The sequence below is a fragment of the Kribbella kalugense genome, from assembly GCF_004365875.1.
In the GTDB taxonomy this organism is placed as follows: Bacteria; Actinomycetota; Actinomycetes; order Propionibacteriales; family Kribbellaceae; genus Kribbella; species Kribbella kalugense.
In genome coordinates this window covers 1,408,493-1,427,913 of sequence record NZ_SODF01000002.1, presented here as the reverse complement: position 1 = coordinate 1,427,913, position 19,421 = coordinate 1,408,493, and the positions used below count along the sequence as shown (strand labels likewise).

Annotated in this window: 23 protein-coding genes and 1 tRNA gene; 10 read left to right on the top strand and 14 right to left on the bottom strand. The window is 67.3% G+C overall.

Going from position 1 to position 19,421, the window contains the following annotated elements; genetic code table 11:
• Positions 1–71: 71 nt before the first annotated feature.
• Positions 72–434, top strand: a complete 363-nt coding sequence (locus EV650_RS24675) for a YciI family protein (RefSeq protein ID WP_134121384.1) — start codon at positions 72–74, stop codon at positions 432–434.
• Here the strand turns inward: EV650_RS24675 and EV650_RS24670 are convergent.
• Complete coding sequence (locus EV650_RS24670; RefSeq protein ID WP_238174432.1) at positions 405–1,172, bottom strand: enoyl-CoA hydratase/isomerase family protein; 768 nt, start codon at positions 1,170–1,172, stop codon at positions 405–407. The genes EV650_RS24675 and EV650_RS24670 overlap by 30 nt on opposite strands.
• Positions 1,173–1,206: 34 nt before the next feature.
• On the bottom strand, positions 1,207–1,728 hold the full coding sequence (locus EV650_RS24665; protein WP_134121382.1) for an ester cyclase: 522 nt from the start codon (positions 1,726–1,728) through the stop codon (positions 1,207–1,209).
• Positions 1,729–1,786: 58 nt separating this feature from the next.
• Between EV650_RS24665 and EV650_RS24660 the strand changes: the two genes are divergently transcribed.
• Together EV650_RS24660 and EV650_RS24655 are read left to right on the top strand one after the other, a co-directional pair.
• Entirely contained in the window at positions 1,787–2,434 is a 648-nt protein-coding gene (locus EV650_RS24660; RefSeq protein WP_134121381.1) for a TetR/AcrR family transcriptional regulator, read from the top strand.
• A gap of 214 nt (positions 2,435–2,648) precedes the next feature.
• On the top strand, positions 2,649–3,572 hold the full coding sequence (locus EV650_RS24655; RefSeq protein ID WP_134122662.1) for an SH3 domain-containing protein: 924 nt from the start codon (positions 2,649–2,651) through the stop codon (positions 3,570–3,572).
• A gap of 60 nt (positions 3,573–3,632) precedes the next feature.
• Here the strand turns inward: EV650_RS24655 and EV650_RS24650 are convergent, their stop codons facing one another.
• Positions 3,633–4,901: an FAD-binding oxidoreductase gene (locus EV650_RS24650; RefSeq protein WP_134121380.1), complete on the bottom strand. Its 1,269-nt coding sequence runs from the start codon at positions 4,899–4,901 to the stop codon at positions 3,633–3,635.
• Positions 4,902–4,976: 75 nt separating this feature from the next.
• On the opposite strand from EV650_RS24650, the gene EV650_RS24645 reads away from it, so the two are divergent.
• Complete coding sequence (locus EV650_RS24645) at positions 4,977–5,714, top strand: aminoglycoside phosphotransferase family protein (protein WP_134121379.1); 738 nt, start codon at positions 4,977–4,979, stop codon at positions 5,712–5,714.
• Here EV650_RS24645 and sigJ read toward each other — a convergent pair.
• Positions 5,695–6,633 (bottom strand): RNA polymerase sigma factor SigJ, encoded by a 939-nt coding sequence (gene sigJ / locus EV650_RS24640; protein ID WP_238174431.1) that lies wholly within the window; start codon positions 6,631–6,633, stop codon positions 5,695–5,697. The two genes, EV650_RS24645 and sigJ, sit on opposite strands and share 20 nt — an antisense overlap.
• A 37-nt stretch (positions 6,634–6,670) precedes the next feature.
• Here sigJ and EV650_RS24635 point away from each other — a divergent pair, with 37 nt between their 5' ends.
• Both EV650_RS24635 and trpD read left to right on the top strand, forming a co-directional pair.
• On the top strand, positions 6,671–7,426 hold the full coding sequence (locus EV650_RS24635) for a glycoside hydrolase family 16 protein (RefSeq protein WP_134121378.1): 756 nt from the start codon (positions 6,671–6,673) through the stop codon (positions 7,424–7,426).
• A 137-nt stretch (positions 7,427–7,563) separates the two neighbouring features.
• Positions 7,564–8,595: an anthranilate phosphoribosyltransferase gene (trpD, locus tag EV650_RS24630; protein WP_134121377.1), complete on the top strand. Its 1,032-nt coding sequence runs from the start codon at positions 7,564–7,566 to the stop codon at positions 8,593–8,595.
• On the opposite strand, the gene EV650_RS24625 is transcribed toward trpD, so the two are convergent.
• Together EV650_RS24625 and EV650_RS24620 are read right to left on the bottom strand one after the other, a co-directional pair.
• Entirely contained in the window at positions 8,580–9,353 is a 774-nt protein-coding gene (locus tag EV650_RS24625) for an alpha/beta fold hydrolase (protein ID WP_134121376.1), read from the bottom strand. The two genes, trpD and EV650_RS24625, sit on opposite strands and share 16 nt — an antisense overlap.
• Positions 9,344–10,336 (bottom strand): acyltransferase domain-containing protein, encoded by a 993-nt coding sequence (locus EV650_RS24620; protein WP_134121375.1) that lies wholly within the window; start codon positions 10,334–10,336, stop codon positions 9,344–9,346. The genes EV650_RS24625 and EV650_RS24620 overlap by 10 nt, the downstream gene beginning before the upstream one ends.
• A 125-nt stretch (positions 10,337–10,461) precedes the next feature.
• On the opposite strand from EV650_RS24620, the gene EV650_RS24615 reads away from it, so the two are divergent.
• The gene (locus EV650_RS24615; RefSeq protein WP_134121374.1) at positions 10,462–11,190 is read left to right on the top strand and encodes a DinB family protein; all 729 of its coding nucleotides are present in this window, start codon (positions 10,462–10,464) and stop codon (positions 11,188–11,190) included.
• Positions 11,191–11,214: 24 nt separating this feature from the next.
• Here the strand turns inward: EV650_RS24615 and EV650_RS24610 are convergent, their stop codons facing one another.
• The 7 genes from EV650_RS24610 to EV650_RS24580 all read right to left on the bottom strand — a co-directional run bounded on the left by EV650_RS24610 (position 11,215) and on the right by EV650_RS24580 (position 14,912).
• Complete coding sequence (locus EV650_RS24610) at positions 11,215–11,472, bottom strand: hypothetical protein (protein ID WP_134121373.1); 258 nt, start codon at positions 11,470–11,472, stop codon at positions 11,215–11,217.
• A 43-nt stretch (positions 11,473–11,515) separates the two neighbouring features.
• Complete coding sequence (locus EV650_RS24605) at positions 11,516–12,508, bottom strand: GNAT family N-acetyltransferase (RefSeq protein ID WP_134121372.1); 993 nt, start codon at positions 12,506–12,508, stop codon at positions 11,516–11,518.
• A gap of 40 nt (positions 12,509–12,548) precedes the next feature.
• Complete coding sequence (locus EV650_RS24600; RefSeq protein WP_134121371.1) at positions 12,549–13,169, bottom strand: dihydrofolate reductase family protein; 621 nt, start codon at positions 13,167–13,169, stop codon at positions 12,549–12,551.
• Positions 13,169–13,639, bottom strand: a complete 471-nt coding sequence (locus EV650_RS24595; protein WP_134121370.1) for an SRPBCC family protein — start codon at positions 13,637–13,639, stop codon at positions 13,169–13,171. Before EV650_RS24595 ends, EV650_RS24600 begins: the two co-directional genes overlap by 1 nt.
• Entirely contained in the window at positions 13,639–13,983 is a 345-nt protein-coding gene (locus EV650_RS24590) for an ArsR/SmtB family transcription factor (protein WP_134121369.1), read from the bottom strand. The genes EV650_RS24595 and EV650_RS24590 overlap by 1 nt, the downstream gene beginning before the upstream one ends.
• 112 nt (positions 13,984–14,095) lie before the next feature.
• Positions 14,096–14,659 carry a dihydrofolate reductase family protein gene (locus EV650_RS24585; protein WP_134121368.1) on the bottom strand — a complete coding sequence of 188 codons (564 nt, stop codon included), beginning with the start codon at positions 14,657–14,659 and terminating at the stop codon, positions 14,096–14,098.
• Positions 14,660–14,823: 164 nt separating this feature from the next.
• Positions 14,824–14,912: transfer RNA gene (locus tag EV650_RS24580), tRNA-Ser, on the bottom strand.
• Between the two features lie 155 nt (positions 14,913–15,067).
• Between EV650_RS24580 and EV650_RS24575 the strand changes: the two genes are divergently transcribed.
• Positions 15,068–16,306 carry an MFS transporter gene (locus EV650_RS24575; protein WP_134121367.1) on the top strand — a complete coding sequence of 413 codons (1,239 nt, stop codon included), beginning with the start codon at positions 15,068–15,070 and terminating at the stop codon, positions 16,304–16,306.
• Positions 16,307–16,379: 73 nt separating this feature from the next.
• Entirely contained in the window at positions 16,380–17,597 is a 1,218-nt protein-coding gene (locus EV650_RS24570; protein WP_134121366.1) for an MFS transporter, read from the top strand.
• Between the two features lie 186 nt (positions 17,598–17,783).
• Here EV650_RS24570 and EV650_RS24565 read toward each other — a convergent pair whose 3' ends face one another.
• Positions 17,784–18,641: an SDR family NAD(P)-dependent oxidoreductase gene (locus EV650_RS24565; protein WP_134121365.1), complete on the bottom strand. Its 858-nt coding sequence runs from the start codon at positions 18,639–18,641 to the stop codon at positions 17,784–17,786.
• A 101-nt stretch (positions 18,642–18,742) separates the two neighbouring features.
• On the opposite strand from EV650_RS24565, the gene EV650_RS24560 reads away from it, so the two are divergent.
• A complete protein-coding gene (locus EV650_RS24560) occupies positions 18,743–19,345 on the top strand; it encodes a CGNR zinc finger domain-containing protein (RefSeq protein ID WP_238174430.1) in 603 nt (200 codons plus the stop codon).
• Positions 19,346–19,421 lie beyond the last annotated feature (76 nt).

Sequence of the window (19,421 nt, the reverse complement as noted above, 5' to 3'; positions counted from 1 at the left end):
ACCGAGACGACAAGAACCCCGCGGACCACGTCCGCGGGGTTCTTGTCGGTTGTCGTCGCTACGGTGAAGCCATGAAGTACGTCGTGATGATCTTCCGGAGCCTCGACCGCACCTGGACCGACGAGGACCAGCAGGCCGTCGAGCGGTTGATGCGGCTCGAGCAGGAGCTTGCCGAGTCCGGTGAGCTGGTCAGCTCGGAGGGCCTGCTGCCGCCGGCCGAGGGCCGGATCGTGCAGATCCGTGACGGTGCGCAGGTGGTCACCGACGGACCGTTCGGTGAGGCCAAGGAGCAGTTGGCCGGGTTCTTCCTGATCGACGCCGACGACGATGCGCGTGCGCAGTCGATCGCGTCGCAGGTGTCGGCCGCGGTCGGTGACCGGGTCGAGCTCCGCGGCACGCTGATTTCAGCGGGGATGCCAGAGGAACTCCGGTGAACGCTTCTGCGTGAAGGCGTCGATCCCTTCCGCGAGCTCACCGGATGCGATCGTCTCGCGATACCGGCGTACCGCTGCTGGGTCTGGGTCCTGGCCGGACAGCAGTGCGTTGATTGACTCTTTGGCGGAACGGATCGTCAGCTGCGACCGCGATACCAGCGTGTCCGCGAACGCCTCGGCGGCCGCCATCGGATCGTCGGCCACTCGATCGACCAGGCCTTTGAGCTCGGCCTGGTCCGCGGTCAGCAGCTCACCACTGAAGAGCAGGTACTTCGCGGTTGCCGGACCGACGAGGTCGAGCAGGACCTTGATCGCGGCCGGCGGGTAGACGACGCCGATCCGTGCCGGCGTGACGCCGAAACTCGCGTCCGGGGCGGCGAACCGGAAGTCACAGTTGACCGCGATCTCCAGACCGCCGCCGATGCAGTGCCCGCGCACGACCGCGATCGTCGGCTTCGGGAACTCCCGCAACGCCGCCTGCGCCCGCAGGTTGAACGCCCGCAACTCAGCCATCGGATCGGCCGGATCGTCGCCGGAGATCAACTCCCGGATATCCGCACCGGCGGAGAAGCTCGGTCCCTCGCCCGTGACGAGCAGGACCTTGACCTCGTCATCAGCCGCCAGCTCGGCGAGCAGTCCAGGCAGCGCTTCCCACATCGCCCAGGTCAACGCGTTCCGCTTCGCGACCCGATCGATCACCAGCCGCGCAACCACCCCACGCTCGATCCGAAAGTCCACCCGCGCAGTCAACCAGCAGCACCGCCTGGCGGTCCTACGCGGCCCGCTTGGCTCGCGACTTTGCGCGGGCCATCCGGAACAGGTACGCCGGCGTCGGCGGCACCCAGCCGAGCTGCTGCGCCTGGCCGAGGTCGTCGCGGTTCGCCCAGTGTTCGGCGACCTTCCCGTCCTCGATCCGGAACCAGTGCGACTGCGTGACCGCGAACGTCTTGCCGGTCGGCGGGAAGGCCGTGTCCACGTCACCGCCCGGCGTGTAGACGACGAACGGCGCCACGTGCCGCCCGCTCATCGTCGAGTTCACCGCCACTAAGTTGCCATCGGCAATGACATGGTGGATGTCGTAGGCCAAACCCTCGAACGCCGTCCGCATCCAGAGCGCGGTGGCGTAGAAGCCGGCCGGTCCACCGACCCGGCACTCCGGCGGCTCGTTCTCGCCCTCCCGGTTCACCGCGCGCGGGTGGATCAGCTCGTCGAAGTCGGACCGCTCCCCATCGGCCATGATCAGGATGCTCCGGACTGCGACCTCACCGGCCGACACGCCTGCTGTTGTGCTCATCGTTGTCCCCCACATAATTCGATACAGTCTGCCTGTACTCAAAAGCATGGGATCTGGAATGACGGACGTCAAGAGGAAATACAACGCCGTGACCCGGCGTGAACGCGCCGAGCAGCGGCGGCGCGACGTCGTGGTCGCGGCGCAAGAGCTGTTCGAGGCCGACGGGTTCCAGGCGACGACGATCAGCGCGGTCGCGCGGCGGGCGGGCGTCTCGGCGGAGAGCATCTACAAGGGATTCGGCACCAAGGCGGCGTTGGCCAAGGCGGTGTTCGACTTCGTCATCGCCGGCGACGACGAGCCGTTGCCGATCGCGCAACGACCGGAAGCGCTCGCGATCCAGGCCCAACCCGACGTACGCCGGAAGATCCGGATGTACGTCGCCGGCGTGGTCGTGCGGCAACAGCGGTCGGCGCGGGTTCAGATCCTGATCCGGGACGGCCGGCACAGCGACGAGACCTTGCGGGAGACCTGGCAGACCCTGCTCGACGAGCGGCTGGCCGGGATGACCATGTTCGGCCGCCACCTGCTCGAGACCGGCGAGCTGCGGCCCGGAATCACCCTGGAGGAGGTCGCGGACGTCCTGTGGACGTACATCTCGGTCGAGCTCTACGAGCTCCTCGTCCTGCTCCGCGACTGGTCCCCCGAGCGGTACGGCGAGCACGTCGCGACCGTGATCACGACGGCGATTTGCCCACCAAGCGTTTGATCTCGGAACGGTCACATCCGGATACCGGGCAAATCACGGTCGCGGCGAGCCTGTGGATGTTCGTAATGCGTTAAGACCGGGGTCCGATTCGAACCGGCGCGGCGATGTGTGCTTGACTCCTCCGGTCGATAACGTTTTGGTCTCGGCAGATTGGGTTCAAGAAGTGGCTGAAGGACGGCATAGACAGGCGCGGCACCGCCAGGCGCGCGCGAGGGTGATCCAGCCAGGTCTCATCAAGGTTGCGATCCCCGGAGCGGCAGTAGCCCTGGTGGCGACCGGTTCCGCGGCCGCGATCCCCAGCCAGCATGTCCAGTTCGACCCGTCGATCGCCAGCTCGTCCCTGCAGCTGTCGCGCGACGCCACGATCAGCCGGGACGCTCTGCGTCCGCCGATCACCGTCACGTCTTCGACGCCGAGCGCGACTCCGAAGCCGAAGGCATCGCCGACGGCGAAGCACCTGAAGAAGCAGGCGCCGATCCCGAAGCCGACCTCGGCCAAGACTCGCGCCGCCGAGGACCTGAAGGCCACGGCGCCGAAGATCACCGGCACGAAGTACACCACCACCGATGTGAACCTCTGGTCGCTCCCGCTGACCGGCGTCCTGCTGGACGTGCTGCCGAAGGGCACCAAGGTCTCGGTCACCGGCACCGTCGACGGCATCTGGGCCCAGGTGGTCAGCGACGGCAAGGCTCGCTGGGTGAAGGCGCAGTACCTGTCCGCGACCAAGCCGGCCGCGAGCGTCGTCGGCGCGATCTCGCAGGCAGCCTGCAAGTCCGGCTCCGCGATGGAGAGCGGTCTGACCCAGGACGCGATCCGGGTGCACCGGGCGATCTGCGCGATGTTCCCGGACATCTCGACGTACGGCGGTCTGCGCTCCGGTGACAGTGGTTCGGAGCACTCGTCCGGCCGCGCGGTGGACATCATGATCAACAGCTCGTCGGAGGGCCAGGAGATCGCCGACTGGCTGAAGGCGAACTACAAGAAGCTCGGTGTCAGCCAGCTGATCTGGGAGCAGCACATCTGGACGGTGCAGCGCAGCAGCGAAGGCTGGCGCGCGATGGAGGACCGCGGCGGCGCGACCGCGAACCACATGGACCACGTCCACGTATCTGTCTACGGGAACGTCGGCACGGTCTGAATATCTGAGGCGCCCTGAGCGATCCGGTCCCTTGACCCTCCTGGGGACCGGGTCGCTTTTCTACGGCCGGATGTTCGCGTTCAGGTGGAAGAAGTTCGTCGGGTCGTAGGCGCGCTTGACCTCGCGGAGTCGGTGCAGGTCCTTGGCTGCGTACGCCGTGTCCGCGCGGCCCGGGTCGCCGAGGAAGTTCACGAAGGTCCGGCCGGAGCTCGGCAGACCGGCGACCTCGCGATCGATGATCAGCGAGTACGACGCCTCTCGGTGGCCGACCGGTCCGGCGCCGGGACCCGGGTGGGCCATCGCGCCGGCCCAGTGGCGGATCTCGACGGTGGCGTCCTCGAGTTCGGTGACGATGTCGATGACCTCGTCGGTCAGCGTGTCCAGGAAGTCGAGGTGCCGGGCGGGCGTGCCGCCCATCGCGGCATCGGCGTACTCGATGGTCCGGAGTTCACCGGCCAGAAGTTGGCCGGCTGTTGCGAAGAGCGGCTTGAGCAGGTGTTCGGCGACGTCGGCGGGACCGGCGTACATGACCTTGATCGCGACGGCGGGCTGCTCGGTGCCGGGGACGCGGGTCAGGACGACCGCCGTGCTCAGCTCGTTCGGGATGGTGGTTGTCCAGTCGCGGTACCGGCGGAGGATCGCGGCGGCGCGGTCGATGCCGTAGTACACGGTGCCGGCGTGGACCTGACGGACCGGGTACAGGCGGAACTCCAGCGACGTGACGACGCCGAAGTTGCCGGTGCCGCCGCGGATCGCCCAGAACAGGTCAGGGTGCTGCTCGGCGCTCGCGGTGACCACACGTCCGTCAGCGGTGACGACCTCGGCCCGGATCACACTGTCGGCCGCAAACCCGTACTTGCGGGCCAGCCAGCCCACACCGCCGCCGAGGGTGTATCCGGTGACGCCGACGTCTCGATGCGAACCAGACAGCGGCGCCAGCCCAAACTGCCGAGCCGCGTCGAGCACCGCACCCCAGCGAACCCCTGGTGCAACTTTGGCGATCCGCCGCTCCGGGTCGATCAGCAACGACGTCATCGCGGTCGTCTTCAGCAAGATCCCGCCGTCCGCCGGTACGCGAGTCCCGTGGCCGGTCGCCTGCACTGCAAGCGGTACGCCGTACTCGCGGGCCGTCCGTACCGCTGCCTGCACGTCGGTGCGTCCGTACGCCTCCGCAACCATCAGCGGGCGCGAGTCCACCGACGGGATCACGGACCGCCGCTGCTCGTCGTACTCCACCTCACCGGGCAGCCGGACCGCACCGTTGAACCCCGCCCCCAACAGACCCGCCACAACCTCACTGGCAACCGCCGCAACCACCTGCGTAGACATCCGACCCACTCCCTCGCCGTATCCGCTCCTGCCCATACGTCGAAGGAGAGACCCAGTTATCGACACACTCCTCCAATGACCCACAAAGTCGCCGTCACCGGCCGCACCCTCACCAAGCACTACACGTCCTGGTCCCGCAACGAACCAGCCCGCGAGTGGGCCGCACTCACCCTGCTCTCCCAGGAAACCCCCGGCCTGGTCCCGCGGCCGCTCACGTTGTCCACCGACCCGTCGCTGACGATGACTGTCGTACCCGGCCGGCCACTGAGCGGCTCGCTCACCGCATCCATGCAGACCGCACTCGGTGACGCTCTCGACACGCTCTGGTCAGTCCCACCGACAGGACTGGCTCCGATCGACCTGTCTGCGCTCGTCTCTCGCACCCGCGCCGGACTGACCGCGCTCTGCGACGGCGACGGGGTGATCGCCGAGGCGGCGCATTCCTGGCTCGACAACGAGCCGCCCGACCTGACCGTCGTACTCGACCCAGTGGTCGCCCACGGGGACCCGAACCTCAGCAACTACCTGTGGGACGGCACACGGGTTCGCATCGTCGACTTCGAGGACGCCGGGCTGGGCGACCGGACCGTCGAAATCGCCAACCTGGTGGAGCATCTGGCGGGTCGAGAGACCGACTGGACTTCTTTGGTACGGCGGTTTGCGGTGGAGCCGGAGCGGTTCCGAGCAGCGCGCTGTCTGTGGTCCGGGTTCTGGTTGACGCTGATCGGGCCCGGTGGGCCGAGTGCGGACCGCAATCCGCCGGGGACCGCCGAGGCGCAGGCCGAGCGGGTACTCAGGCTGGTAGCGGGATGACCTGGAGCCGGTCCACGTCGGCCAGGATGTCGATCTGAGTGATCTTGCCGTCGGCAACGGTCACCGCCATCACGCCCATCAAACGGTCGTTGACCACGGTCATCACCCCAGGCACGCCGTTGACCAACACCAGCTGGTTGTACGGCGCCATCCGGCTGAAGAGAAGCGCCTGCTCGACCACGGCCCGAGCACCGCGGACCAGCTTCGACACGGCCGGACCGGCGTACTCCGCGGTCGCGGCACCAGCGTCCGCGCGGAGCAGGACGTCCGGGTCGAGCAACTCGAGCAGCGCCTCGAAGTCGCCGCCACGGGACGCCGCCATAAACGCCTCCACGACCGCCCGCTGCCGGCTGACATCCCCGTCACTCGCCGGAGCACCCTGGACCCGCCGCCGCGCCCGACTCGCCAACTGACGGGTCGCGGCAGGCGACTTATCCACAATCGTCGCGATCTCGTCGAACCCGACCCCGAACATGTCATGCAGCACGAACGCCAACCGCTCAGCCGGCGACAACGTCTCCAGTACGACGAGCAGCGCCAGCCCGATCGCATCCGCCTGGAGCGCCTCGTCTTCCGGCCCCAGGTCACCGTCCACCCGGCCGATGATCGGATCCGGCACGTACGTGTCCAGCGAGTCCTCCCGCCGCGACTTCCGGCTCCGCAGCAGGTCCAGACACACCCGCGAGACCACCGTGGTCAGCCAGCCGGCCAGATTGCCGACGGCACTCACATCGGTCCGGCTCAGCCGCAGCCAAGCCTCCTGTACGGCGTCCTCTGCCTCAGCCACCGATCCGAGCATCCGGTACGCGACCGCACGCAGATGCCCCCGGCTCTGCTCGAACTGGCGAGCCAGCTGCTCGTGGTCGTCCACCGCTGCGTTCTCCTGTCCCATCACTTCCCTGACGAATCGGGACACCATGATGTGACAGGCTGCCCGGTCCACTCATCATTGGGTCATGAGCGAGTTGGTGTTCGAGGACGACTTCGACGCGTCGTCGCTGGACCTGTCCGTCTGGTCACCGCACTACTTGCCACCGTGGAGCTCTCGCGCCGCATCGGCAGCGACGTACCACCTGGCCGACTCCTGCCTGACACTCAGCATCCCGGTCGACCAAGGCCTCTGGTGCGAGGGCGACCACCAGCCAGACCTGCGGGTCTCCGGCATCCAGTCAGGCAACTTCTCCGGACCGGTCGGCAGCACAGTAGGGCAGCAGCCGTACCGCGACGGTCTGGTCGTCCGGGAGGAGCAGGAGCCGTTCTGGGGCTGGACTCCAAGCGGCGGGTACGTCGAACTCCGCGCCAAGGCCGATCTGGGTCCACAGTCGATGGTGTCGCTCTGGATGGTCGGGCTGGAGGACCAGCCGGACCGGTGTGGCGAGATCTGCGTCATGGAGGTGTTCGGCAACGCACTGGTCCCCGGTGAGTCAGCTGCCGTCGGTATGGGCCTGAAGACGATCCGCGACCCCGCCGTACCGCAGGACTTCGAGGCGGTCCGTCTCCCGATCGACCTGCGTGATTTCCACACGTATGCAGTCCAGTGGACCGGTGGCGAGGCGACGTTCTCCGTGGACGGCACCGCGATCCGCAGTTGCCAGGGCGCACCGACGTACCCGATGCAGCTGATGCTGGCCGTGTTCGACTTCCCCGGCGAGCGACTTGAGGTTCCCAGCTTCACCGTCGACTACATCCGGGGGTGGCAGGTAGGGTCATAGGCATGTTCCAGCGCGCAGGTATGTGGTGGGCCGTCGACTGACGGCCTGACTTCGCGCGTATCCACCCGGCCGTCTCCTGCGAGGCGGCCGTTGTGATGTCTCCTCGTGGGCGGCCCAGCACCCCCCGAGGACTCTCGATGGCGACAACACTCCGGACCTGGTCCGGCCTGATCTCCGCACTCCTGGCCGGCTCCGACCTCTCGGCGGCGGACACGGGCTGGGCAATGGACCAACTGGTCCTGGGTGAAGCCTCGCCGGCCCAGATCTCCGGGTTCCTGATCGCCTTGCGGGCCAAGGGCGAGACCCCCGACGAGCTCAACGGTCTGGCCGCGGTACTGCGTTCGCACGCGACGCCGGTGCGGATCCGCGGACCGTTCGTGGACATCGTCGGCACGGGTGGTGACCGGACCGGTGCGGCGAACATCTCCACCATGGCTGCGGTGGTTGCGGCCGCTGCCGGCGTCACAGTCGTCAAACACGGCGGACGGGCAGCGTCCTCGTCAGCCGCCGGCTCTGGTGATCTCGTCGAGCACCTCGGCGTACCGCTCGACCTGTCAGCTACAGAAGCAGCACAGGTCGCGGCTGAGGTCGGTCTGACTTACCTGTTCGCTCCACGCTTCAACCCGGTGCTCCGCGAGGTTGCGGTCGTACGACGTGAGCTGGCTGTCCCGACCGCGTTCAACGTCCTGGCGCCGTTGCTCAACCCGGCCGACCCGCAGCACCAGCTGGTCGGCGTCGCCAACCCACGGATGCTTCCCGTACTCGCCGGCGCGCTTGCCCAGCAGGGGAAGTTGGCACTGGTGGCGCGTGGCGACGACGGGCTCGACAAGCTGACCACTACTGGGTACTCGCGGCTGTGGATGGTCCATGGCGGGTCTGCGTCGGAGGTGGTGTTCGACCCGCGCTCGTTGGGTTTGCGACCGTCGTCACTGGCTGAGCTGCGCGGTGGTGACGCGGCGTTCAATGCCCAGTTGCTGCGCAGGCTGGTCGACGGAGAGCACGGCCCGGTGCGCGACGTCGTACTGCTGAACGCCGCTGCTGCACTAACGACTCTGTCGCTGGAGTCCGGCCTTGAGCAGTTACCAGACTGCTTCGAGCGTTGCCGAGAGGCAGTCGACACCGGCCGGGCCGCAGCGTTGCTGGATCGCTGGATCTATCCAGCCTCGTAGTCACCGGCCAGGCGGAGGATGGTGTCGGTCACCAGCTTTGGGTCGCGCAGGCTGGGGAGGTGGTCGACGCCGGACATCCAGATGAACTCGCACCCGGGGATGCGGGCCGCGGTGGCACCGGCCACGGCTGCGAGGATCGGGCGGTCCTTGTCGCCGACCATGACGACAGACGGCACCTGTATCTCCTGGAGCCGGTCATACACAGGCGGGTCCGGTTGCTGGTACTCCTCCTGACCAAACCACCCTGGGACAGCAGCGCGAAGCTGGGCGACCGCAGCGTCGTCGGCCCCGGCTGCTGCCCCGTCTCGCAGTCCCAGCTGCACGAGACCTTCAATGTCCCGTTTAGCAGCCAGTACGTCGTACTCCGCATCCAGCTCGGCCTCCTCGGGCCGGGGGAAGCCGGGGACACCTGGGCACAACAGCACCAGACCGTGGACTCGGTCCGGATGCGCCAGCGTGAAGCTGAGCGCCGTACCGCCACCCATCGAGCAGCCGACCAGCAGCACACGCTGGAGGTCCAGCTGGTCCAGAGTCGTCTCCAAATCCTTGAGCAGCGAGAACTCGGTGGTCGGCTGCGGCGACCTGCCGAACCCACGGACGTCGTACCTCAGCACCCGCCGACCGCTCAGGCCTGGCAGTACTAGGTCCCAAACACGCGAGTCACCGATCCCCGGGTGCAGCAAGACGATCGGTACGCCACCCCCGGCCAGGTGCTCGGCCCACAGCTCGTCCTGCCCGACTGAAATCCTCAGTTCCATCCTGTAAGCATGCCTGTGCGCCCGTACCAATGCCGACCACTCCGCAGGTGGGTCACGAAAGCACGCTGCAGTGTGGAGTCCTGAGGCACGCCGGCAAGGTCCTCTTCGGTCAGCGCGCCATCAGGCACCGGCAACTGCAGTCCGAGGCGCATGAGCTCCCGGTCGCCCTCGGACTGGTCCTCCGGTGTCAGCAGGGGGAGCAGGTCGAAGCGCCGCTGGAAACGGATGATGTTCGAGTCAGGACGCAAGTACTCGGCCAGCTGTGGGTCCAGCAGCCACGAGTGACACGCAAGCGCCGCTATCGGCTCTTCCGGGTACCAGCGTTTGAAGGACTCCACCGCAGTCGCCACGGACTCCTCCGACGCCTGTACGTCGAGTGGGCCGGTCGGTGGGATGTGGATCAAGAGCAGGTGTCCGGAGACTCCATCGCCCAGGCCGAGCTGAGTGCGGGTGTAATCGTGCCGACCAATCTCGTAGTCGGCGCCACGGAACCGCAGCGGCGGACCCCACAGCGGCATCAGTCCGACACCAGCACGACCGAAGACTTGCCGGTGCGTCGCCATCACCCCACCCAGCGCCGAAATCGTCGCAACGGTCACCGACTCCGGCACACCACGGTCCGCGTGTAGCTGGAGCAGCCGCGGCACGTTGGCCAGCAGCGCCCACGCACCAGCGAACAACCCCACCGCCGAGGCATCCCGTGGCACGGCGGGCCAGCCTCTGAACCCTGTCGACGGAACCGCAAGCCCCAGATCCCGCTCGACCTCACCGGCCAGCGCCGACGCGATCGCCCACCAGTCCGGATCCCGATCCGGATCCGGGCGCGCGGCCAGCATCTCCTGCCGATCAGCCGCATTCACACCGCAGTACTCCAGTAACGCCTCGGCCTCGTCCGGCACCCGCAGCTCGTTCTCGACCGGCTGGAATCGCACCCGGTCCCGCTCCGAGAAGCCCACCCGCTCCGCCGCACTCAGGACGTCCATGACCCGTTCCCTCCGTCGCGCTGTCAGTTCTCCCGACCCCATCACGGGCCGCGCGGCCCGCGCACGACTTTTGTGTCCGAGGTCACGGCTAGGCTCGCCGCACATCGACAAACGAGGGAGATGGCATGACGAAATTCGGTCCGTCCGACGACCTGGAGGCGGCGGAGTTCTTCGAGGCGAACCTGCACGGCGCACGGTTCGTCGAGTGCGATCTTTCCGGGACCGTGATGCACGGCGTCGACATCCAGGGTGGGGATATCGACTCGCCCTGGCTGGGTGAGCCCGGCGGCAGCCTGAAGGTCAACGGCATCGAGGTGGCGGGGTACGTCGACGCTGAGCTCAACCGCCGGTTCCCAGGCCGCGCGAATCGGAATGCAGAGGATCCGGCCGGTCTGCTGGCGGCCTGGGCTGAGATCGAGCGCACTTGGGCGGCCACACTCGACCGCGCCGAGGGCATGCCTGCCGGCGCGGTCGATGTGTCGGTGGGCGGCGAGTGGTCGTTCGCGCAGACGCAGCGACACCTTGTCCACGCCACGGACACCTGGCTCGGCCGCGGGATCCTGGAGCTCGAAGATCCGTACCACCCGATCGGGCTGAAGTACGGCGGCACGGACGACCCCGCTGCGAAAACCCCGTCGTACGCCGAGGTGCTCGAGGCCCGCGCCGGCCGTGTCGCCATGGTCCGCGACTTCATCGCCGCCACTACCCCGGCCGAGCTCGACGAACCGCGGAAGAACCCGCACAATCCCGAGCATCCCGAGACCGTCCGCCACTGCCTGCACGTGATCCTCGGGGAGGAGTGGGAACACCACCGCTTCGCCGTCCGGGACCTCGACACGATCGAGGCCACCTGACAACTGACTTACACCGCGCGCTCGCTAGTCGTCCTCGTCGTCTCCCCGAAAGGCGTCGACAGCGCGTTCGCGCAGCATGTCCAGTTGAATGGTGAGAACGCCGATCACTTCCTCGACGTTCATCCCTTCGGTCTCGCGGAACGCCCAGCTCGGGTGGCCTTCGGCGTCCAGGCATTTGACCAGCACGATGCCTTCCAGAGCGGTCCAGCTCGGCAGCAGCTCGGGAACCCGAAACCCATCGCCCAGGACCTGGCCGATCGGTAGTCCGTAGTCGGTAGACATGACTCGCATGCTGCCAGGTGATCGCGCCACCTGCCTATGCGTCTCAGCTCGGATTTGTGGGCAGCTGGAAGACCGACCAGCTGTCCACCGGCTGGAAGCCGAGCTGTGCGTTGACGGCCCGCATATGCGTGTTGTCCTCGGCGTTCCACGCGTCGATGACCCGCAGCGCCGGCTCGTTTGCCCGTGCGTACGCATGGTTGGCCGACTTCACGATCAGACCGAGACCCTGGCCTCGGTGGGCCGGCTCGACGATCGTGATCCGCTGCCGCCCGTGAGTGGCTTCGCTGCCCTCGAACGCGACCTTGGTACGGGCGACGATCTGACCGGTCGCGTCGTGCCGGGCCGCGGTCGAGTAGGCGCGATGACCGCGGCCCAGTTCGGTCGCCTCCTGGGCGCGTACCCGAGCAGCGTCGTACACCTCCTGCTCGACCGTCAGATCGCCGCTGGGCGCGTCGAGCAGGAGCCGGGTTTGCAGCGCGGCGACGTCCTCGATGATTTCGTCGGGTACGGCGTCACGCCACTGCACCAGCGAGTACCCGTCGGGCGCCTCGTCGCCTTCTGAACCAGCGATCTGGCATCGGGATCTGATGCTCGTCATGCCGGGCTGATAACCGCGATTGGTGAGGTAGCGGTAGCCGGCCTCGTCACGCGCAACGCCGCCGGGCAGCGCCCGAACCGTCTCGATCTCGACCAGACTCCGGTGGTGTCGCCGGGCGGCCGCGTAGACCTCCTCCAGCAACCCGGTCCCGATACCGCGACGCCGGTACTGCGGGTGCACGACCAGCTCGAGGTACGCCGTACTGAGGTTCTCCGTCTGTGGCATCAGGTACGACGCAGCTCCGACGACCCGGTCTCCGTCCCAGGCGAGCATCGCCTCTTCAGTCAAGGCCGGCCACGGGTACTCGAACCGGGCCGCGTGTTCCTGTCGGCTGGGAGCGGGAAAGTCAGGCAGATCTTGCTGGCTGGCCGCGACCCTCAGGTCGTACCACCGGCCCATCGCCACAGAGTCGGCCGGATCGAGCTGCGCGATGGTCATGCCCGCATCGTCCGGCGGCCACGGCCGATCAGCAATCCAATTACCGCTGCCGGACGGCGTAGGTCAGGTGCGTCACCTTCGGCGAATGCTCGGCGTTGATCTGCTCCAGGGCGACGCGGCTCGCGTCGATGCCCTCGAACAGGCGGACTCCGGCGCCGAACAGCACGGGCGACAGCGCGATCGTGAACTCGTCGATCAGGCCGGCGTTCAGATACTCCAGGATCGTCGAGCCGCCACCGGCAATACGGACGTCGCGGTCGCCGGCGGCCATGCGGGCCTGGTCGAGCGCGGCCTCGATGCCGTCGTTGATGAAGTGGAACGTCGTGCCACCCGGCCGCTCCCAAGGGTCACGCTTCTCGTGCGTCACGACGAAGACCGGCGTGTGGAACGGCGCCTCCTCCGGCCACATCCGCTCGCCGGCGTCGAACATCCGCTTGCCCATCACGCTCACGCCGGTGCGCTCGAACGTCTCCCGGGCGATGTCGTTGTCGCGCCCTTCCTCGCCGCCCTTGCCGAGCTTCAAGTTCTCCCGGAAGAACCGCAGTGGGAAGACCCACCCCTGTAGTTCCATCCACTGCTTCCCCATCAACTCCTCGCTGGACTTCGGCGCGATGAACCCGTCCAGCGACATCGACACACCGAAGAACACTTTCCCGGCCATCAGCGGCCCTCCTTCATCTGGGTGATGTAGGCCGCCAAATTGCTCAGCGTCTGCTGGCCGGCCTCGATCGCGTGGTACTTCTCGGCTGCCTCGTCGCGCAGTTCCTTGGTGGGGAACACCGCGCGCATCTCGACCCGGGTCGCCGAGCCGGCGGGCTCGAACGTCAGGACCGACTCGAACGCGTTCGGGTCATCGCGGCATTCGCCGTGCAGCATGGTGATCCGCTCCGGCGGGGCGATCTCGGTCCAGGAGATCCACTCCTGATAGTCCGTCCCGTCCGGTCCGTGCATCACGAAGTCCCACACTCCGCCGGCGCGGAACTCGAACGCCCGAGTGGTGGTGGTGAACCCTTCCGGTCCCCACCACTGCGACAGGTGCCGGATCTCGGTGAACGCCTCGAAGACCAACTCCTGTGGGGCGTCGATCACCCGCGAAATGACGATCTCGCGGTCGGCCGCCGTCGTACCCATCAGCTCTCCTCCGGCCTTGCCTGCTTGAGGTCCTGCACGTAGGCGTCCAACCGGTCGAAGCTCTCATTCCAGAACTGCTCGAACCCGCCGGACCACTCGTGCACCGGCCGCAGCCCGCGCGCATCCAGCCCGTACAGACGCTGCTTGCCCGCCTTCCGGTCCCGCACCAGCCCGACCTCGCGCAGTACGCGCAGGTGTTTGGACGCCCCCGGCTGAGTCATCCCCAACTCCCGAGCCAACTCAGTCACCGGCCGCTCCCCCGCCCGCAACAACACCAAAATGTCCCGCCGCTGCGGCTCCGCAATCGCATTGAACACATCCGACGTAGTCGCAGCTCGTGCCATGCCGCAATCATATGCCCATATCGGCATGCGTCAAGCCAAGACCGTCCGCAGCTCTCGACCTAGCCCCGGGGCGGGCTGCCACTCCCTCAGACAAGCAGGGAAGGGATCGCGCTCAACGCCTCGTCTCGTACCTGGCCAGGGCCACGCCGCCGGGAAACGTCCGCGTCTCCACCAGGTTCAGGTTCACCCAGCTGTCCAGTGCGGAGAAGAACGGTTTGCCGCCGCCCACCAGCACCGGATGGGTGACGATCTCGTACTCGTCGACCAGCCCGGCCCGCATCGCCGCCCCAGCGAGCGCGGCACCACCAACCCTCATCGGCTCACCGTCGTCGGCCTTGAGTCGGGTGATCTCCGCTACGGCGTCGCCGGTGACCAGGCGGGTGTTCCAGTCGACCTTGTCGATCGTCGAGGAGAACACCACCTTTGGCGTGTCCCGCCAGTTCCGCGCGAACTCGATCTGTGCCGGCGTAGCGTCGGGCTGCTGGTCGCCGGTCGGCCAGTGGGAACTCATCGCCTCCCACAGCTTGCGCCCGTACAAGAACAGCCCGATCGCCAACTCCTGATCGAGCCACCACTGAAACAGCTCGTCGCTAGCCGTACCCCAGCCGATGTCGTCCCCAGGCGCGGCGACGTAGCCGTCCAGGGTCAAGTTCATGCCGTAGACCAGTTTCCGCATGCGCGCCATACCTTTCTGCCACTTCGGCGGCCTTCCTCCGGCTGCCCGTCACTCCTACAACGAACGCCGCACTCCGGATCCGACAGCCCATTGGCAGAAATTCTCAGCACCGCCTCCGACCTGACGTTTCAGCTGGTCAGAGGCCTGCTGCGGGACTCAAAAGGCGGAGGGTGTGGGATTCGAACCCACGATGACGGTCACCCGCCATACCGGTTTTCAAGACCAGCGCACTCGGCCACTATGCGAACCCTCCAGGCGGTTGCCGCCGAGCGTCGAGGATAGCGCAGGTGGGGTGGGGCGAATCGGAGTGCGGGGGCGGGAAGCGGCCGGTATGGTCTGGCCAACGGCGGATCCGCCGCCGGGGGAGCAGCCGGCGTTCTGTTGATTCGTCAGGCCCTCAGGAGTCCTATGCGTTCCCTTGGCGCGATTGCGTTTCCGTCCGAGCTCGGCTCCGATTTCCGCAAGATCTGGCCGGCCTCGATTATCTCCAACCTCGGCGACGGCGCCATGCTCGCCGCCGGTCCGTTGCTCGTTGCCTCGATCACCACTCAACCGGCCGCGGTAGGCGCCGCCGCCTTTGTCCAGCAGCTGCCCTGGTTGCTGTTCGCGCTGTTCAGCGGCGTACTCGTCGACCGTCTCGACCGCCGCCTGATGATCGTTGCCGCTGACACCTTTCGGGCGATCGTCCTGGCCGCTCTCGGTGTCGCTGTACTGCTCGACGCCTCACCCCTCTGGGCGATCTACCTCGCGCTCTTCCTGCTCGGTACGGCGGAAACCCTTGCAGATAACGCATCCGGTGCGTTGCTGGTCAGCGCAGTACCGAAAGCTCATCTCGGCAAAGCCAACTCCCGGCTGTTCGCCAGCGGCACCGTCCTCCAGCAGCTCGGCGGACCGCCGCTGGGCGCACTGCTGTTCGCGGTGGGCGCCGGAGTCCCACTGGTCTTCGATGCGGTCACCTTCGCCGCCGCAGCAGCCCTGGTCGCTCGCGTCGCCGTACGTCCGCCACTGCCCGACCAGTCCGACCGCGCAGCTATCTGGCACGAAGTCCGCGAAGGAGTCCGCTGGCTCTGGCACCACACCGGCGTACGGACGCTCGCCCTGTCCATCCTGGTCATGAACATCACCTTCTGCGCCGCCTTCGCGACCTGGGTACTCTTCGCCCGCGAGCGGCTCGGTCTGACCGAGACACAGTTCGGTCTGCTCGTTTCGGTCGGCGCTGTCGGCGGCGTGCTCGGCATGCCGACGTACCACTTCCTCGAACCGCGCGTCGGCTCGGTGACCCTGCTCCGCGCCGGTCTGATCATCGAAACAACAGTCCATCTCGTGCTGGCGCTCACCCGGAACCCGTGGGTCGCCGGCGCGACCATGGTCGTTTTCGGCGTCCACGCCGTGGTGTGGGGCATCGTCTCGACTACTACACGTCAGCTCGCCACACCGGATGCTCTGATGGGCAGAGTGAACAGCGTGTACCTGCTGGCCTCAGTTGGCGGTGCTGCGATTGGTTCGGCGCTGGGCGGCGTACTGGCGCAACGGTTCGGACTGGCCGCGCCGTTCGCGATCGCCTTCGTGGCGATGGTGGTGATGACAGCGGTCGCCTGGCGTCCGCTCCGGCATGTCGCCGTACGACGGGTGCCCGCAGCAGACTGAAATCGAATGGAGTCGCCGGCAAACGCTTGCTAGGGTTCGCCAGCCGCAAAACGACCGATCGGAGCACTGAGTCATGCCCGCAGCCACGTCACTCGGTCTCCCGAACGTACGCGGCCGAGTACCGCTGCTGGCCGGCCTGGCGATCGACTCGTTCGGAGGCGGCTGCGCGGGACCACTCCTGCTGCTGTACTTCAACAAGGTCGCTGGTATCCCACTCGGCACGGCCGGGTTGACGCTGACCGTCGCGGCCCTCTTCTCCATCGCGGCACCGGGCGCGGTCGGATTGGTCGTCGACCGGGTCGGGCCGCGCAACATCGTGGTGGCCGCACAGTTCGCCCAGGGTCTGGCGTTCACCGGCTTCTTCTTCGGCCGGTCGATCGGGGTGCTGTTCCTGTGCGCACTGGTGATGACGACCGGGCAGCGCGTGTTCTGGTCGGCGATCTTCAGTCTGCTCGCGGACGTCGCCGACGAGGGCGAGCGGGACAAATGGTTCGGGCTGGGCGGGATGATGCAGGCCGGCGGTCTCGCGCTCGGCGCACTGGCGGCCGGAGCGCTGCTGCAAATCGGCGGCGACGCGCCGTTCCTCGTTGCCATGGCGGTCAACGCAGCGACGTTCTACTTCGCCGGTCTGCTCCTCCTGCGGCTGCACCCCTCGCACCACGAGCGGACCGAGCAGGACAACGGTCCAGCGCCACTGCTCCGTAAGGACAAGACCTTCCTGGTGCTCATTGGTGCGAACACCCTGTTGGCGCTCTGCACGATGATGCTGGGCGTCGGCGTACCGGTGTTCGTCACCGAGGCGCTGACGGTGCCGAAGTGGCTGGTCGGCGTTCTGATCGCGGCGACGTCAGTCGTCCTGGCGACGAGTCAGACGCTCGTCGTCCGGCACACCGAGCGGCTGCGGCGTACGAACGTCATGGTGGTCGCCGGTGTCGTCTATGCAGCGTGGGCGGTGCTGATGGCACTGCAGGTGCACATCGCGGCTGGGTGGGTCGTGCCGGTGCTGGTGTTGGCCACGGCCTGCTACGCGTTCGCCGACGTACTGCATGCGGCGACCAACAACGCGCTGTCGGCCGCTGTCTCGCCGGTGGTCGGGCGTGGGAAGTACCTGTCGTACTGGCAGTACTCGTTCGCCTTCTCGAGCGTGCTGGCGCCGGTGTTCTTCGCCAAGCTCTTCGTGGTTCATCACGACCTGCCGTGGCTGGCGCTCGCGGTGCTCGCGCTGGTTGCGAGCCTGACGATCTATGTCCTGGCCCGGGTCTCGCCGCGGCTGAGCGCCGAGCGGATCTGACCGCTCCGATCGATCTTCACGGGCACGCGCTCAACGCGGCAGGAGAGTGCGAGGACACGCGGTACGGCACGTCCGTGCATCGGGCCTTGCGGTGTCCTAGCAGTGCCTTCCTGCTCGGACGAGCACAGCCCCTGGCGACTACGCCAGGGGCCGTCGGGCGCTCTCGGGCCGCGTCGGGGTGAGCGTTCAGTTGGTGCCGTCGACCGCGTTGCTCACCGGGGTCCATTCGTCGAGTTCGGCGATTCGGGCGACCAGTGCAGTGCGGATGTCCTGGACGGCGGCGCTCCCGGTCGCGATGCGGTGCGGCGCGGTGGTCGCCTCAGTGGCGGCGATGATCGCGTCAACGACGCGCTCGGCGCCGTTGAACGCGGTCGGCGGCAGGCCGCCAATTGTCTTCAGTACCTCGCGCACCGTCTGGTCGTAGTCGGCGATGGTCTCGACGTGGTCCAGGTTGGCCAGGAAGGACGTGGCCGTGAGGCCCGGCTCGATCAGCGTGACCTTGATGCCCAGCGGGTCCAGCTCTCCGAACAGGGCCTCGGTCAGACCTTCGACAGCGAACTTGGTTGCCGCGATCATGCCGACCCCTGCGTGAGCCATCTGTCCGAAGTAGGACGAGCCCTGCAGGACGTGGCCCGACTTCTGTGCGCGCAGCGTCGGCAGCGTTGCCCTCAAGACGTTGAGCACTCCGTGCACGTTGGTGTCGAAGATCGCGCGGACCTGCGCGTCGGTCGCTTCCTCGACGGCGCCGAAGACGCCATAGCCGGCGTTGTTGGCAACGAAGTCGATCCGCCCAAACCGCTCGACGCCCGCGTTGACGGCGCTCTGCAGCTGGTTGATGTTGGCGACGTCGGCGCTGACGGCGAGGACCTGGTTGCCGTACTTCTCGGTCAGCTGCGTCAGGCCTTCGGCGCGGCGGGCGATGGCGATCACGTTGTCGCCTCGTTCTGCTGCTCGGACTGCGAGTGCGAGGCCGATTCCGGACGAGGCACCGGTGATGAACCAGGTGCGAGTGGACTGGGACTGGGTGTCGACTGAATTCGTCATGGTTGTGACCATAGCAGGTTCACTCCTAACGCCAAGGCGATTCTTGGAGCTTCTGTTAGGGTTGAACCGCGAGCGACCACAACCACCCTGAGGGGAGCGACGTGAGCACTGGTTCGACGTTGTCCGCGCTGGAGCTGGTCTTGGCGTTCGCGAACACTCATGCGGACGCCGGCGATCGAGTCGAGCGGTTCACCGACACGGAAGGATTGACGGGCTGGCTGGGCGAGGTGGCGTGGAGTGGAGCCGAGCCGGCGCGGACTGTGACCGACTCGGACGTCGTCGAGGCTCGAGAGTTGCGTGACGCGCTGGTGACCGTGCTGCTCTCGCACTCGAATGACCCTGCTACCTCTGACCCGGCGGTCCGGTCTGCCGAGGCGATCCTCGAGCGAGCTGGTGACAAGTGTCCGGTCGCAGTGCGGTTGAGCGGCGCGGAGGCGCGTCTTGGTCCAGGCTGCGGCGGAGTAGCGGGCGCGTTCGCGGGCGTGTTGGCAGCGGCGACCGAGCTTGCGCTCTCAGGTCAGTGGGCCCGGATCAAGGCATGCCGGAACGAGCCTTGTCACTTCGCGTTCTTCGACCGAAGCAAGAACACATCGGCCGGCTACTGCAGCACGCAGTGCTCCAGTCAGGCGTCGATGCGCGCCTACCGTGCCCGGAAGAAGGAGACGCTCGCCAAGAGCTCGCCGAGCGCCACGACCACCGAGTAGGACGCAATAAGCACGGGCCGGCTCTTAGCGCATCGCGCGGCCGAATCCAGTGCGACGCGACGAACTGAGGGCGGAT

Coding starts and splice junctions, on each gene's coding strand:
- EV650_RS24675 (WP_134121384.1), top strand. CDS start 72: ATGAAGTACGTCGTGATGATCTTCCGGAGCCTCGACCGCACCTGGACC.
- EV650_RS24665 (WP_134121382.1), bottom strand. CDS start 1,728: ATGAGCACAACAGCAGGCGTGTCGGCCGGTGAGGTCGCAGTCCGGAGC.
- EV650_RS24660 (WP_134121381.1), top strand. CDS start 1,787: ATGACGGACGTCAAGAGGAAATACAACGCCGTGACCCGGCGTGAACGC.
- EV650_RS24650 (WP_134121380.1), bottom strand. CDS start 4,901: ATGTCTACGCAGGTGGTTGCGGCGGTTGCCAGTGAGGTTGTGGCGGGT.
- EV650_RS24645 (WP_134121379.1), top strand. CDS start 4,977: ATGACCCACAAAGTCGCCGTCACCGGCCGCACCCTCACCAAGCACTAC.
- sigJ (WP_238174431.1), bottom strand. CDS start 6,633: ATGGTGTCCCGATTCGTCAGGGAAGTGATGGGACAGGAGAACGCAGCG.
- EV650_RS24635 (WP_134121378.1), top strand. CDS start 6,671: ATGAGCGAGTTGGTGTTCGAGGACGACTTCGACGCGTCGTCGCTGGAC.
- trpD (WP_134121377.1), top strand. CDS start 7,564: ATGGCGACAACACTCCGGACCTGGTCCGGCCTGATCTCCGCACTCCTG.
- EV650_RS24625 (WP_134121376.1), bottom strand. CDS start 9,353: ATGGAACTGAGGATTTCAGTCGGGCAGGACGAGCTGTGGGCCGAGCAC.
- EV650_RS24620 (WP_134121375.1), bottom strand. CDS start 10,336: ATGGACGTCCTGAGTGCGGCGGAGCGGGTGGGCTTCTCGGAGCGGGAC.
- EV650_RS24615 (WP_134121374.1), top strand. CDS start 10,462: ATGACGAAATTCGGTCCGTCCGACGACCTGGAGGCGGCGGAGTTCTTC.
- EV650_RS24610 (WP_134121373.1), bottom strand. CDS start 11,472: ATGTCTACCGACTACGGACTACCGATCGGCCAGGTCCTGGGCGATGGG.
- EV650_RS24605 (WP_134121372.1), bottom strand. CDS start 12,508: ATGACCATCGCGCAGCTCGATCCGGCCGACTCTGTGGCGATGGGCCGG.
- EV650_RS24600 (WP_134121371.1), bottom strand. CDS start 13,169: ATGGCCGGGAAAGTGTTCTTCGGTGTGTCGATGTCGCTGGACGGGTTC.
- EV650_RS24595 (WP_134121370.1), bottom strand. CDS start 13,639: ATGGGTACGACGGCGGCCGACCGCGAGATCGTCATTTCGCGGGTGATC.
- EV650_RS24590 (WP_134121369.1), bottom strand. CDS start 13,983: ATGGCACGAGCTGCGACTACGTCGGATGTGTTCAATGCGATTGCGGAG.
- EV650_RS24585 (WP_134121368.1), bottom strand. CDS start 14,659: ATGCGGAAACTGGTCTACGGCATGAACTTGACCCTGGACGGCTACGTC.
- EV650_RS24575 (WP_134121367.1), top strand. CDS start 15,068: ATGCGTTCCCTTGGCGCGATTGCGTTTCCGTCCGAGCTCGGCTCCGAT.
- EV650_RS24570 (WP_134121366.1), top strand. CDS start 16,380: ATGCCCGCAGCCACGTCACTCGGTCTCCCGAACGTACGCGGCCGAGTA.
- EV650_RS24565 (WP_134121365.1), bottom strand. CDS start 18,641: ATGACGAATTCAGTCGACACCCAGTCCCAGTCCACTCGCACCTGGTTC.